Genomic DNA, 13,933 nt, shown 5'->3' on the forward strand with positions numbered 1-13,933 from the left:
AAGGTGATAGAAGAAGGATTGTTGTCCCTGTGCATGATTGTCAAGAACGAAGAGAAATGGCTGCAGCGGTGTCTGGAGAGCGTCAAGGACGCGGTGGATGAAATCATTATCGTCGACACCGGTTCAACGGACCGCACGAAAGAGATCGCGGCGGAGTATGGAGCGGCCGTCTATGACTACGAATGGAACGACAGCTTTGCGGATGCGCGGAATTTCGGCCTGGAGCAGGCCAAGGGAGAATGGATCCTCTGGCTGGATGCTGACGAAGAAGTGGAGCCAGGGGACGGGAAGCATCTGCGGGACGTCCTGTCCAGGGAGGAATGCTACTTTGGCCGGATCAAGGTTGTGAATTATTACGGGGCCTTCCCGGTGACCTATGACCGCTCTCATATCATGAATCAATACCGGCTGTTCCGCAACGATCCAAAGCTGCGTTTTGCCGGAGAGATCCATGAGCAATTGGATATCGAGGCCCTGGACTTGACCAATAAATCCGTGCTTGTGGTGCCTGTGACCCTGCATCACTACGGTTACTTGGAGGAAGCAGTCGAAGAGAAAGGAAAGAAAGAACGGAATTTGCGTCTGCTGGAAAAAGCGCTGGAGGCCGAGGACCATGATCCGTGGCTCGATTATCATTATGCAAGCGAGCTTTACCGCGACGAGAGAATGGCTGAAGCCTTTGAACGGGTGAACTTGTCGATTGGAAGCTTTCTGAAATCGCAGAAAAAACCACCTTCCTTATTATATAAGCTAAAGTATTCCATACTTATGGCCATTGGCAGCTATGAAGGCGGATGGCCCAGCATTGAGCTTGCCATCAAGCTGTATCCCGATTATGTGGACCTGCATTTTTATAAAGGTATCATTCTCATGAGCATGAAAAAATTTCCCGAAGCCCTTGAAACATTTGAATACTGCCTCACGTTGGATGAAGACCATCCTGCCTACCTGACTATGGTTGGTACCGGCAGCTTCCTGGCCTGGTATTATATCGGCAGCTGTTACGAATTGATGGAGGACCTCCCCAAGGCGGAAGAAGCGTACCGCAAATCACTTGAGCTGTCGGATACGATGGAGCAGGCCAGAGAAGCGCTGCAGAATCTGGGTGTTCTCGATTCTGCCGCAGACCATTGAAGAAGGAGAGCCACGAATGATTACAATTAGTTTGTGTATGATTGTGAAGAATGAAGAAGAAGCTCTGGACCGCTGCCTTTCCTCCATCCAGGACGCAGTGGACGAGTTTGTGATTGTGGACACCGGATCGACCGACCGCACGAAAGAAATCGCCGCGAAATATACACAGCACGTCTATGATTTCAAATGGATCGACGATTTCTCCGCTGCCCGCAATTTCTCCTTCAGCAAGGCCACGAAGGAGTACATTATGTGGCTGGACGCCGATGATGTCGTTGACGAGGCCAATGTGGCAAGATTAAAGGAACTGAGGCGCACCCTGCCTCCGGAGATTGACCGGGTAAGCATGCCGTACAATCTGGGCTTCGACGCTTCAGGCAATGTGACATTCAGCCTGCGCAGATTCCGGCTGGTGCGCAGATCCTGCAATTTCAAGTGGGAAGGGCCGGTGCATGAGGTCCTGATCACCGACGGACCTATGATCGCCAGCGATGTAGCGATAGCGCATCACAAGGATAAGCCGTACACGGACCGCAACCTGCAAATTTATCTGGCACGGAAGCAAAGAGGGGAACAATTCTCGCCGCGCGATCTGTATTACTTCGCCAATGAACTGCGCGATAACGGACGGAACGAGGAAGCGATCGAATACTACAACAAATTCCTGGATACGAATCAAGGCTGGATAGAGGATAACTTACAAGCTTGCTTCAAACTGGGAGATTGCTACAATAAACTGGATCGGCGTCAAGACGCTGTCGCCGCCATGAGCCGTTCGCTATGGTATGACGCGCCGAGACCGGAATATTACTCCAATATGGGCGATATCTTTTTGGTTTTGGGCAATCATCGAGTTGCCGCCCATTGGTATAAGCAGGCGATCGAGATGGATGCTCCGGCCGATACGATGGGGATGACCAGCCAAATCATAACGACCTGGTATCCTCATCTGCAGATTTGTTTGTGTTATGACAAACTCGGACAGCATGAGCTGGCCAGCGAGCATAACGAGAAGGCCCTGGCCTTCAGCCCGCAGCATCCGAGCATGCTCTACAACCGCAAATACTTTATAGGCTTGCTGGGCTCTCGTTTTGTAAGGGGAGAAGGAACCCCGGAGATTGATCCGGCATAGAATAAACCAAGAACAGAATGAATCAACAGCAAAGGTTCAGCGTGTGGAGGCGCCTGCAGGGTGCCTGCCACGCTGGACATTTTTTCAAAGCTTTTTAACAACAAACAAAAAAACGACTGCCATCGACCAGGTCGTTGGCAGTCGTGAGAAATCCTCGTTATATGAACGTTATCGTCGGGGAAGGACGATTAACGGTAGGTAGGGTAGGATGTGCTGCCACCTGATGCTTGGTCAGGCGGGCAAGGTGGCTGCGGCTGATGAGTCGGGGTGCCGCCCGAGCAAGGAGGGGTGCTGCACAGCACAGTTTCCAGCTTCATTTGCAGCAGCAGCTCCTTGCGAACGACCTCCGACAGCGTCTGGCGCACATCCTTGTTGACCTTCAGAATGTCGTCAACCGAGGCGGTTGAGCCTGTTCCATGCAGGGTGCCGAGCACATACTGGATTTTTTCGGCTTCGGCGTTAATGATATGGCTGAGGCCGATCTCCTCCATCGCAATGGACACGAGCAGCAGGTTGACGGCATCGCAGTAGTCGATAGAGATTGTAGGAGTGATATTCGGAACTGTTGGAAAAGACATGGATAAATTCCTCCTTAAATGTACATAGAAATTAAGTAAGTAACTGGAAAATCAGTTCACAAGCTATTGAAGGTTCTAACAAGTTCTTACAAGCTCTTATAAGCTTTACAAGCGATTAAAGACAAGGGTGCTTGGCGGACATGACAGTTTCCAGCTTCATTTGCAACAGCAGCTCTTTGCGAACGACTTCGGACAATGTCTTGCGTACATCCTTGTTGATCTTCAGAAGATCGTCGACCGAGGCGGAATGGCCCGTACCGTGCAGGGTACCGACGACATACTGAATCTTCTCGGCCTCGGCATTGATGATATGACTGAGGCCGATTTCTTCCATAGCGATAGACACAAGCAGCAGGTTAATGGCATCGCAGGCGTCTACAGTGATCGTAGGGGTAATGTTCGGGATATTTGGATAGGACATGCTCTCACTCCTTGACATATCTTTAATTGTATTACTGCGCAATTGGCAATTTCCAAAAGGTATGTGCACTGGTGTTTCATTATGTTATGACTGCAGCGACACGCAATTGCCTCACCTCCTTAAAGGGTTAACGTCATTCGTCGTAGTACTCTTCCGAGCTCCCCTTGTCTTCATCCTCGCAATCGTCATAATCCCCTTCTTGAAAATGCTCATCCACAAGCTGAATAACCCGGTCCAGCTTGTTGAGACTCAACCATTGCTCCATCGTTATTTCTTCCATAAATTTGGATACGGCATTATTAAATTGAATATAGTCCTTCGTCTTGACTGACATGGAACGCTCGGCATGCTGAACAAAAGCCTGTATTTTCTCAGCTTCCGCATTAATGATGTGTGACATGGACAATTCATTCATAGCTATGGAACCCAATAATAATGAGATCGTTTCTCTTTTTGTAACGGTGATCAGTGGTGTGATATTGGGGATTGATGGCTGTGACAGGATAACCCCTCCTTTCCTACAAGTTCATCTGCGACGAGTAAGGAAACCTGTTATCGATGGTTTAGTATATAAGCGGCGCTACTTGTACTATTACTCATCTTTAAAAAAATTAATTTGGGGGACACGGGAAAATTTGAAGCGGGACATTAACACATTCAGCGAATGCCACATACATTATCCTAGAACTTAATCCACCCCACCGGATTAAGGGGATATCGTAAAGGGAGAGGATGTGTAGAATGTCGCAGGCAAACATACCTAATATTACCCCATCCATAAGCCTCACTAGAGACGAAGCAATCAACCTGATACTGTCATCAATCGCAATGCAGGAGCTTGGACTGAGCCACATTATCAATGCCGAAGCGGAGAAGATCCAGTTTGCTTTGGGTACGCTGTCGGGAGGCGGCCTCAACCCGCCGCCGAATCTGGATGAAATTACGGCGCTGAACTGTAATGTCCGTGAGACGCTCACCGAAGTCATGAAGACGGAAATGGTGCTGCAGAACAAGATGGATTCATTGAAGAAGTTTGTTAAAGGCTGCCAAGGCCCTACCGGAACGGCAGGTCCGACAGGTCCGACAGGACCTATCGGTCCAACGGGACCGGGCACTGGCGCCACAGGTGCAACGGGTCCACAGGGTCCGCAAGGTCCAACAGGCCCGGCAGGAACAGGAGCAACCGGTCCACAAGGTCCGCAGGGTCCACAAGGTCCGCAGGGTCCACAGGGCCCACAAGGTCCACAAGGACCAACAGGTCCTGGCGGTGGTGGCACACCAGGTCCAACCGGTCCACAAGGTCCGCAAGGTCCCCAAGGCCCGCAGGGTCCGCAAGGTCCAACGGGACCGGGCACTGGTGCAACCGGTCCGCAAGGTCCGCAAGGTCCACAGGGTCCACAGGGTCCACAAGGTCCGGCAGGTCCGACCGGAGCAGGTGAACAAGGTCCGCAAGGTCCACAGGGTCCACAAGGTCCACAAGGTCCACAAGGTCCGGCAGGTCCAACCGGAGCAGGTGAACAAGGTCCACAAGGTCCACAAGGTCCGCAAGGCCCGCAGGGTCCACAAGGTCCGGCGGGAATAGGATCAACCGGTCCAGTAGGTCCGCAAGGTCCCCAAGGCCCGCAAGGCCCACAAGGCCCACAAGGCCCGGCGGGAATAGGTGTAACCGGTCCACAAGGTCCACAAGGTCCGCAAGGTCCACAGGGTCCACAAGGTCCGCAAGGTCCACAAGGTCCGGTAGGTCCGGCAGGAACAGGATCAACCGGCCCACAAGGTCCGCAAGGTCCCCAAGGCCCGCAAGGTCCGGTAGGTCCTTCTGGAACAGGATCAACCGGTCCGCAAGGTCCGCAAGGCCCGCAAGGTCCGCAAGGTCCGGTAGGTCCGGCAGGAACAGGATCAACCGGCCCACAAGGCCCGCAAGGCCCACAAGGCCCGCAAGGCCCGCAAGGTCCGCAAGGTCCGGTAGGTCCGGCGGGAACAGGAGCAACCGGTCCGCAAGGTCCACAGGGTTCGCAAGGTCCGCAAGGTCCCCAAGGCCCGCAAGGTCCGCAAGGTCCGGTAGGCCCGGCGGGAACAGGAGCAACCGGTCCGCAAGGTCCACAAGGTCCGCAAGGCCCGCAAGGTCCCCAAGGCCCGCAAGGTCCACAGGGTCCGCAAGGTCCCCAAGGCCCTTCTGGAACAGGAGCAACCGGTCCGCAAGGTCCACAGGGTCCACAAGGTCCCCAAGGCCCGCAAGGTCCACAGGGTCCACAAGGCCCTTCTGGAACAGGAGCAACCGGTCCGCAAGGTCCGCAGGGTCCACAAGGTCCGCAAGGTCCGCAAGGCCCGCAAGGTCCACAGGGTCCGCAAGGTCCACAAGGCCCTTCCGGAACAGGAGCAACCGGTCCACAAGGTCCACAAGGTCCAGCAGGTCAGCAAGGACCACAGGGTCCGCAAGGTCCACAAGGTCCACAAGGTCCGCAAGGCCCGCAAGGTCCTCCAGGAAAATGTGAATGCTGCTGCGGTGGCTGCGGTTGCGGTTGTGGTGGTGGCTGTGGCGGCGGTTGTGGCGGCGGCTGCGGCAAGAAATGTTACTGCAATTGCTGCTGCTGCACCCAGTGCGTTCCATGCGGCTGCAAAGTGAATCTCAACCTGCCGACTGGAAGCGATGTCTCGGGTATGATCTATAATGGCAATGAGGTCATCGTCCAAACACCTGGACTGTACAATATTGAATGGTTTGTATCACTGGCGCCGAACCAGCCTGCGCCAACGCTGTTCTCGCTGCTGATCAATGACCAGCCTTACAGCGGTGCGTCGACATATGCGAACACCGGCACCCTCTCCTCCAGCAGAGTCGGTTATCTGAACGCGGGAGACCGGATCAGCATCTCGAACCGCTCCGATACCGAACGCTTCCTGCAGAGCGCAATCGCGGGCAACACGGCAGGACACCTGTCCATCTTCCTGATCAGCGAGTAATGCTCTTGTACATGTATATGAGGCAGCAAGTCCACGCAGAACGGCAGCAGCCTTAAGAGGGATCGCCACCAGATGGAAATAGACTATTGAGGAGTCCTCGGTAGTCTATTTTTTTTCGGTTATAACTCCTTTTTAGCGGGCATATGTATGTGTCAGAAGAGTATCCATTTCGGATGGGGATGTAAGAGTGTACTCGGATACGGGGAGTGAACGAGAATGAAGCGATTGTCGTTATGCATGGTCGCCACGGGCAGCGATGCGCAGTTGAAGCGCTGTCTGGACAGCGCGCACGGTCTGGCCGACGAGATGATTATCGTGAACATGGAGCCTACGGACCGCATTCCGAAGCTGGCGAAAGTCTACGGCGCCAAGGTATTTGATTTTTATGAAGAGGGAAGCTACCCGGAAGCAGGCAACTTTGCCCTGGGGCAGGCAACAGGAGACTGGATCTTATGGATGCATGAGGATGAACAGTTGGACCAGATGGACCGTTACCGGGTGCGGGATCTGATCTATCAGGAGCAATACGATCTCATCTTCCTGAACGTGCTGCAATACGGCTCCACGGCGAGCGGGCGTGTACGAATCCTTGACATGGCCGCCCCGAGATTGTTCCGCAGGCATTTTCGTTTTCAGTATTTTACCGAACATCAGGAGCTGCTCAACTTCAACCAGCTGAAGGGCAAATCCAGAGAGCAGGAACGGATTGGCATTTTCCCGGTGAAAATTCATGACTACAGGCTGGAGAAGAACCCGCTCAAGAACAAGTCCAGCGTGCTGCGGGAGCTGGATCATCTGAGCCGTCAGCCCTTGACGGCAGGCATCAGAGGTCAATGGTATGCGTACCACCTGGCGTGTGAATATTACCGCCTGCAGATGTACCGTCCCGGCTTCAAGCAGCTGAACACCGCCATCCAGCATTATCTGGACGAGAAACAGCTTCCTCCTTATATCGTCTACAAATTGAAGTACTCGGTGGTGCTGGACGAAGTCAGCTCCGAAGAGATTGATCATGGCTTGAAGCTGGCGCTGCGCATGTATCCGGATTATGTCGACCTCCAGTTCTATTCCGGAATTATTCATTATAAGAAGAAAATGTACGAGGAAGCCTTGCACCATTTCAACCGCTGTCTGGAGCTGGGAGAGCCGTCTTTCGGCAAATATCTGGTCCGCAAGGGAGCCGGCAGCCATCAGGCAGCTTACTATAAGGGGTTGTGTCTGGAAAAATTGGGGCGGGACGATGCTGCGGTCGAGGCGTTTGTGGAATCCCTGTCCTACTCCAGCACCTTCAAACCGCCGCTTGAGGCCTTGATCAGATGTCTGGGGGAGGATGCCGCGTTGCATGAGCTTACATATTTCTGGCAAGATAAGCTGCCCATGGAACGGGAGGAGCTTCAGGCGATCATTGATGCGCACCTCCATGACACCGGCAAGGTGAAACAGTATGGGTAGAGTACCTGACGGGAGTTGAAACTTATGACCAAACGGGAAGCGGATTTGTCCGTGAACTCCAATAGGGAAGGAGAGCAGGAGGAACTCAGCCAGGAAGAGCTTCTGAATAGCATCGCGAAGGAAGAAATGGAGCTGTTCAACACCGGTAAGGGGAGAAGCGATTCCGGAGGGCTGGAGCAGCAGCTGAAGCATATCGGGGATAAAATGAAAAGCAGCAACAAACGCTCCAGCCGGGAGGTGATGAAGGATATCCTGACCTCCGTGGCCATGGAACAGACATCGATATCCTATCTCATTCAGGCGGAAGCGAACAAGATCAAGGCCTTTACGGGTCCTGCCGGGAATTTTCCCACCATGCCGACCAACCAGAACATCAATGATTTTCAGCTATCCACCGCCCGTGTGGTCGAGGCGCTTGTGGAGAAGCAGAAGCTGCTGATTCGCATGGTGGAGATGAGCCGCAGAATTTTGAACGAGGAGGATGGGGATGGGGAGTTTTGAGAAATGGCACCCATTGGAGGAGTTTGAGAAGGAAGCGATTCTGGATGCGTCGCAGCAGACGCTGGACAGCATCAAAGACCTGGAGGGTATCTGTGCGGGCTGGCCGGCCGAGTTCCTGCAGCCAATCAATCATTTATCGGTTGCCGCTGCGGAAATGCTGGAATGCGCCAAAGCGGATCTCAGCTTCGATCATCAATTGAATCAGCTGGATGATCTGATCAACCAGATTATAGGCGTGACATTGGACACCCTGGCCAGCCAGACTCCGGTCATGCCGGCGGATGAGCCGGCGTTTCCGCTCCTGGATGAGCTCTCAGGCGATGCGGAGGCTTCTGACACGCTGGACAGAAGCGGCGCTATTCTGGCGCAGCCGGTCGGGAAGGTGAACGGTGGTCCTGGGGTCCGGGAGCTGGATGACCCTGCCGCAGCGCGCGCCGACACGCAGACCGGCGCTGCGGTCAAATCATCCGCAGCCGAACCTGTAAGGGAACCGCTCATCCTTACTGCATCTGAGTCCGTAGGTGAACCGCTCATCCTTGCCGCAGCGGAGTCTGCAGGGGAGCCGCTCATTCTTACCGCAGCCGAGTCCGCGGGCGATCCGCTCATTCTGGCAGCCAACGAGCCTGCAGGCGCTGCAGTCCGTCCGTCCAGAAGCAAGCCGCCGGCTCATCTGATCCTCCCGCCCCGCTCCGAGCCTGCAGGGGAACCGGCCAGTCACAAGGCAAGCCAGCCGCTCAGGCCGAATCAGGCTCCATCCGGGTTGTCCGCTCAGCTTACCGCCAAGAGCGCCAAGGTGTACCGCAAGACCGGCAGGATGGATGCTCCTTCACAGATGATTGAATCGTCCCGGCCGGATCAAGGAACCGTACCCGGTGAGATGAAAGCGGGGATGAACGCCAGCGGGATTATATGTTCTCCCAATCTCCGGATTTCCGGAAAGTAAGCAAAAAGACAGACCGCGTGTGGCAGTTGTTGACTGAACAAAACTGTTCCTGACCAGAGGGCAGGCTTACTTAAGCAGCGGAAGGTTGTCGAAAACGTGGAACACCAAGATACTGAATTGCAAGCGCTGATCAAAGCGATGAACAGTGAGGATAATCAGCGGATTTACGAGCGCTATGAAGCTGTAAGACTCTATCTTGAAGGCAATAATTTTACATCCATCGCCAGGTCGCTGGGACGTACAAGACAGACGGTCAAGAGCTATATTGACATTTATCGGTCCAATGGAATCGAGGGGCTGGGTGAAGCCTATTATGCCATGCTCTCCCGCAAGCTTGACGCTTCGCAGGAGGCCGTACTGAAGGAATTGCTATTGAACAGGCGCCCGCTAGATGTGGGGCTGGGCGATTACTATAGCTGGAGCATCAACCTCATTAAACAATGGATCATGAGGGAGTACGGCCAGTCCTTCAGCAAACGGGGGATAAGCAAGCTGCTTCAGCGTTTGGGTTTTCATTTTACAAAGGCGAATTTCACGCTCGTTTCAGCCGATCCGATCGCGAATATACGTCATTCCAGAGTAGCGTTTCCGACGCTCAAGGCCATGATCAAAAATGCCAGAAACAGCCGCATCGTGTACGAAGACCAATCTCTGGCCCTCCCGTATTATCTCCTGCAGCACGGCTGGTATCTTGAAGCATCGGACAGCTGGAACGTGTTCACTCCTAAGGATCAAGGGAAACTAAGCTTTTTGGACGGCATCCGCATGCTGAGGAATGCTTTGCGCGACCACCCTGAAGGATCCCTGTTTGTGGTGATGAGCTATGACCGGCTGGAGCATGTGAACGACTTTGAATCCTATCTGCGAAAAAATCCGCGCTTGACACTCATTTTTCTGCCTCCCTACACTCCGAACCTGGGCCCGGCCGATGGCAGCAGCAACGAAGAACTTTAAGCAATCAGAGGCCTTATGATTGGGAGGAACGGGATTGGGTTCACAGCGTGGAATGAGACGGGGATCAATAGAGGGATTCTTCAGCTGTATTGAAGAAGCCCTCTATTCTCGTATACATTGTAAAATTTAGCGGTCGACAACCTTGCAGGACCGATTGGCCTGACAGGACTCGCGGTCCCACCGGGAGCAGCGGGCATGACAGGAGTCACCGGCGCAGGTTGGAGTCACTGGTGCAACCGAGTCAGGCGGGGATGCAGGAGCATTCGCCCCGGGCCGGTGGAACCTGTATTGAATCGTACAATCTCGCTGGAGGATCTACTGTGAGAACCGGTGTGACCTCCGGTCGATGGATGCTGGTAACACCGGGACTTGTACCACTACCAGCTTTAACAGCCCTTTACCTGCGGAAAAACAGGAACTAAGCTCGCTGGTAACCGTTACATCTTGTATCCCCCTGTTTTTACCCAAATAGCTCGCTCACAACGGTTAGAATTATCGTGCTTTTATGCACACTCGTCTATGTTCCCCAGTCAAACGCCAATTTCTATTTCGAGCCTCCAAAGGTGTCCACAGCATCGATAAATTACCGGTATTAAAGCGTTGAAACGCGTGCATCCTGAGCTTCCCATGCACCTAGCCTGGGAGGAACGGCAGCTGTAATGGGCATTTGCCTATTTATAGTAGTAGTACATAAAACAACGACATACGCCTAACACTCCGAAACCAAGGGGGCATAGAATGTATCATTCCAATTGAAAGGAGAGATTGTGGTTGTCTCAATCTAACCTGCCTAACATTACACCTACGATTACAATAACAAGAGATGATGCCATATCGTTAATCGTCGCCTCCATAGCTATGGAGGAGCTGGGACTCAGTCACATTTTGAATGCGGAGGGTGAGAAGCTTCAATATGTACTGGGAACCCTGCCAGGTGTGTCGGGGCCGGTAGCATCGATCAGTGATTTATTGGCAGTCAATGACAGCATCCGGAAAACATTGCAGGAAACGATCAACAAAGACTTTGTACTGAGCAACAAACTGGAAACAGCCCTGGACGCTACCAATCTTGTGGGGCCAACGGGTCCTCCGGGACCTCCGGGACCAGCAGGAGGACCAACCGGTCCGGCAGGCGCAACGGGTCCAGCGGGAGCGACAGGAGCGCAGGGTCCGGCAGGGCCTCCAGGAACATGTCCAACATGTCCAACAGGACCCAAAGGTGATCCTGGTGCACCAGGAGCGACCGGCGCCACAGGTCCTACAGGAGCCACAGGTGCAACAGGATTCGGAGCGACGGGTCCTACAGGAGCTACGGGCGCGACAGGAGCCACAGGCTCAAGCGGAGCCACAGGCTCAAGCGGCGCGACAGGCTCGACAGGTTCGACCGGCGCAACAGGCTCTACTGGCGCGACAGGTTCTACTGGCGCAACAGGATCTACTGGCGCGACAGGTTCGACTGGAGCAACAGGCTCAACTGGAGCAACAGGCTCGACTGGCGCGACAGGCTCGACTGGAGCAACAGGTTCGACTGGAGCAACAGGCTCTACCGGAGCAACAGGTTCGACCGGAGCAACAGGTTCTACTGGCGCAACAGGATCTACTGGCGCGACAGGTTCGACTGGAGCAACAGGCTCAACTGGAGCAACAGGCTCGACTGGCGCGACAGGCTCGACTGGAGCAACAGGTTCGACTGGAGCAACAGGCTCTACCGGAGCAACAGGCTCAACTGGCGCAACAGGCTCGACTGGAGCGACAGGCTCAACTGGAGCAACAGGTTCGACTGGAGCAACAGGCTCTACCGGAGCAACAGGCTCGACTGGAGCAACAGGCTCTACTGGCGCGACAGGTTCGACTGGAGCAACAGGCTCAACTGGAGCAACAGGCTCTACTGGCGCGACAGGCTCAACTGGAGCAACAGGCTCTACTGGCGCGACAGGCTCAACTGGAGCAACAGGCTCTACCGGAGCGACAGGATCTACTGGCTCCACAGGCCCTACAGGCGCGACAGGTGATACTGGCGCAACAGGTTCCACGGGCCCTACAGGAGCAACAGGCTCCACCGGCGCAACGGGTTCGACGGGAGCAACAGGCTCAACTGGTGCCACGGGGGCTACAGGTGACACTGGTGTAACAGGAGCAACTGGTCCGTTGTTTTCATTTATTGGCTACAGGAGATCATTCCGGCAGCTCCGGACGAGATCACAGAGGGAGGCGGCCATCACTTATGAACGATACCACTGCAATGATTTTCGGAGCAACCTATCTGCGTATTTCACGGGATAAGGGCGAAAACGAGGATACCTTGCAGAATCATCGCGAAATAATGGAGGAGTTCTGCCGACAGAACGGGTACGGTTATGAAATATATGAAGAAATTGTAAGCGGAGGGAAATACGAGATTGAGCAAAGGCCACAGCTGCAGCAGATGTTGGGAAATATTGAAAAATACAAAGCGATTTTTACCGTGTCTCTGGATCGGCTTTCCCGCAACGGACTGGTATCCCAGCAAATCAAGCAAATGTGCATCGACTACGATATCCAGATTATCACTCCCTCACAGACCTTCGACTTGTCTAATTCCCAGGAAGACCGGCTGCTGTATGATGTAAGCTCCATGTTTGCCACGCTGGAATACGAAATGATAGGGCGCAGGAACAAATACAATAAATTGCAGCGGGCGCGGCGCGGGGAGCACGTCGTCGGACTGCCCGCGTATGGTTATAGAAGAAATAAATTAACTCATAAGCTGGAAATCCATGAACCGGAAGCAGAGGTTGTGCGCTATATCTTCAAGCTTCACAACGAAGGGCTGGGCAACCGCAAGATTGCCGACATGCTTAACAGTGAAGGTTATAAACCCCGGCGCGGTCACAGCTTCCGGCCCTGTAACGTGAAGAGAATGCTTGCAAATCCGGTCTACAAAGGGCGTCTTGTACTGCATGACCGCGAGCGTGTCAAGGAAAAAGGCAGGTACAGCTACAAGGTGTCGGACACGATCGTCACGGATAACGCCCATCCCCCCATCATTCCCCCCGAAGAGTGGGATCTGGCCAACCGGGAGCGTGCGCAGCGCGGCGCACAAGCCATGATTTTCCGCGAGAAAACATCTGTCAAGTCGGGTGCCAGCATGCTGAAAGACCTGCTCTACTGTGGAGTATGCGGAAGGAAGCTTGTCATCAAGAAAGAAAGAAACAGAGGTTATTTCATCAGGCGCTGCGAGTCTCTGCTGCCGGACAGCGGGGAGAAGTGCGGGAATCACGGAATGAAGCTGAAGTTCATGGAAGAAGAAATGGTATTGATCATCCAGGCATACCGCCAGCAGTTGCAGGGAGCGCTGGAGCATCTGCAGCGGCTTGATTCTCTCCATATGCGTTCTGAACTTGAGGAGCAGCTCGTTCACCTGGAAAATCAGATGGATGAAAATCGGAAGCAGCAAGCCAATTTGCTGGATATGGCACTGAAAAAGGTTTTTCCGCATGAGGAGTTGAAGGCTGCAAAAGAAAGGCTGCTGAACCAGGAGCATTCATTGCGGGAACAGAAGGAAACGGCACTGCGGCAAATACAGGATTTCGAAGCCTCCACCAGGATAAATTTGGTAGACGGCATCATGAATTTGCTGGATGAGTTCGCCTTCCAGACGCCTGAAGAACAGAACATCACATTGAAGCAGTTCATCCGGCGGATCAACTTTACCAGGGTGCTGCCGGATGACATCCAGGCTTTGCATGAAAGAAGCCGTGAGCGCGAGGAATATCCGTTCAGCTACATGATTGAGTACTTTTGATTGCCCACGAAGGCATAAAAAAGCATTGACTGTATGCGACGACTTTGTAAAGGGAACCGCCTACGGTCAATGC

The 13,933-nt window shown here is 53.7% G+C and carries 13 protein-coding genes and 1 pseudogene; 10 read left to right on the top strand and 4 right to left on the bottom strand.

Going from position 1 to position 13,933, the window contains the following annotated elements; translation table 11 throughout:
• Positions 1-3: 3 nt before the first annotated feature.
• Together ACI1P2_RS07985 and ACI1P2_RS07990 are read left to right on the top strand one after the other, a co-directional pair.
• A complete protein-coding gene (locus ACI1P2_RS07985; protein WP_355318534.1) occupies positions 4-1,134 on the top strand; it encodes a glycosyltransferase in 1,131 nt (376 codons plus the stop codon).
• 16 nt (positions 1,135-1,150) lie between these two features.
• On the top strand, positions 1,151-2,266 hold the full coding sequence (locus ACI1P2_RS07990; RefSeq protein ID WP_355318536.1) for a glycosyltransferase: 1,116 nt from the start codon (positions 1,151-1,153) through the stop codon (positions 2,264-2,266).
• A gap of 188 nt (positions 2,267-2,454) precedes the next feature.
• Here the strand turns inward: ACI1P2_RS07990 and ACI1P2_RS07995 are convergent, their stop codons facing one another.
• From ACI1P2_RS07995 to ACI1P2_RS08010, 4 genes are all read right to left on the bottom strand, one after another.
• A complete protein-coding gene (locus ACI1P2_RS07995; protein ID WP_355318537.1) occupies positions 2,455-2,844 on the bottom strand; it encodes a hypothetical protein in 390 nt (129 codons plus the stop codon).
• Positions 2,845-2,959: 115 nt separating this feature from the next.
• On the bottom strand, positions 2,960-3,265 hold the full coding sequence (locus tag ACI1P2_RS08000) for a hypothetical protein (RefSeq protein ID WP_355318539.1): 306 nt from the start codon (positions 3,263-3,265) through the stop codon (positions 2,960-2,962).
• Between the two features lie 133 nt (positions 3,266-3,398).
• Positions 3,399-3,680, bottom strand: a complete 282-nt coding sequence (locus tag ACI1P2_RS08005; protein ID WP_355318541.1) for a hypothetical protein — start codon at positions 3,678-3,680, stop codon at positions 3,399-3,401.
• Between the two features lie 675 nt (positions 3,681-4,355).
• Complete coding sequence (locus tag ACI1P2_RS08010; protein ID WP_355318542.1) at positions 4,356-4,940, bottom strand: hypothetical protein; 585 nt, start codon at positions 4,938-4,940, stop codon at positions 4,356-4,358.
• Between the two features lie 813 nt (positions 4,941-5,753).
• Here ACI1P2_RS08010 and ACI1P2_RS08015 point away from each other — a divergent pair.
• The 8 genes and pseudogenes from ACI1P2_RS08015 (at position 5,754) to ACI1P2_RS08050 (ending at position 13,860) form a co-directional block, all read left to right on the top strand.
• Entirely contained in the window at positions 5,754-5,888 is a 135-nt protein-coding gene (locus ACI1P2_RS08015; protein ID WP_355318544.1) for a hypothetical protein, read from the top strand.
• On the top strand, positions 5,885-6,226 hold the full coding sequence (locus tag ACI1P2_RS08020) for a hypothetical protein (protein ID WP_355318546.1): 342 nt from the start codon (positions 5,885-5,887) through the stop codon (positions 6,224-6,226). The genes ACI1P2_RS08015 and ACI1P2_RS08020 overlap by 4 nt, the downstream gene beginning before the upstream one ends.
• Before the next feature lie 216 nt (positions 6,227-6,442).
• On the top strand, positions 6,443-7,678 hold the full coding sequence (locus ACI1P2_RS08025) for a glycosyltransferase family 2 protein (RefSeq protein WP_355318548.1): 1,236 nt from the start codon (positions 6,443-6,445) through the stop codon (positions 7,676-7,678).
• 24 nt (positions 7,679-7,702) lie between these two features.
• Positions 7,703-8,179 (top strand): hypothetical protein, encoded by a 477-nt coding sequence (locus tag ACI1P2_RS08030; protein ID WP_355318550.1) that lies wholly within the window; start codon positions 7,703-7,705, stop codon positions 8,177-8,179.
• A complete protein-coding gene (locus tag ACI1P2_RS08035) occupies positions 8,166-9,122 on the top strand; it encodes a hypothetical protein (RefSeq protein WP_355318552.1) in 957 nt (318 codons plus the stop codon). The genes ACI1P2_RS08030 and ACI1P2_RS08035 overlap by 14 nt, the downstream gene beginning before the upstream one ends.
• A gap of 96 nt (positions 9,123-9,218) precedes the next feature.
• Positions 9,219-10,076 (top strand): winged helix-turn-helix domain-containing protein, encoded by an 858-nt coding sequence (locus tag ACI1P2_RS08040; RefSeq protein WP_355318554.1) that lies wholly within the window; start codon positions 9,219-9,221, stop codon positions 10,074-10,076.
• A 771-nt stretch (positions 10,077-10,847) separates the two neighbouring features.
• Positions 10,848-12,221, top strand: a pseudogene (locus tag ACI1P2_RS08045) (collagen-like triple helix repeat-containing protein); the annotation flags it as partial.
• Positions 12,222-12,300: 79 nt separating this feature from the next.
• Positions 12,301-13,860 (top strand): recombinase family protein, encoded by a 1,560-nt coding sequence (locus ACI1P2_RS08050; RefSeq protein WP_355318556.1) that lies wholly within the window; start codon positions 12,301-12,303, stop codon positions 13,858-13,860.
• The last annotated feature ends 73 nt before the right edge of the window (positions 13,861-13,933 follow it).

The sequence above is a fragment of the Paenibacillus jiangxiensis genome (genome assembly GCF_046098255.1).
GTDB classification, from domain to species: Bacteria; Bacillota; Bacilli; order Paenibacillales; family Paenibacillaceae; genus Paenibacillus; species Paenibacillus jiagnxiensis.